The following is a 255-nucleotide window of genomic DNA, read 5'->3' on the forward strand; positions in this document are numbered from 1 at the left end:
AGCCCAAACCAAGAGGCTTGCCTCTTGGGGTTGTAGGACACTCTATACGGAGTTACAAAGGAATGATATAAGCGAAGAGGTCTGGAAAGGCCCGCCAAAGAAGGTAACAGCCCTGTAACTGAAATGTCATTCTCTCCAGAGTGGATCCTGAGTACGGCGGAACACGTGAAATTCCGTCGGAATCCGGGAGGACCATCTCCCAAGGCTAAATACTCCCTAGTGACCGATAGTGAACCAGTACCGTGAGGGAAAGGT

At 50.6% G+C, this 255-nt stretch carries 1 rRNA gene; it reads left to right on the top strand.

The features are described from left to right. Window positions 1-255 (top strand): 23S ribosomal RNA (locus AAZR19_RS18980); the annotation flags it as partial.

The organism is Bacillus sp. Je.9.29.b (assembly GCF_051129925.1).
Classification (GTDB): domain Bacteria; phylum Bacillota; class Bacilli; order Bacillales; family Bacillaceae; genus Bacillus; species Bacillus safensis.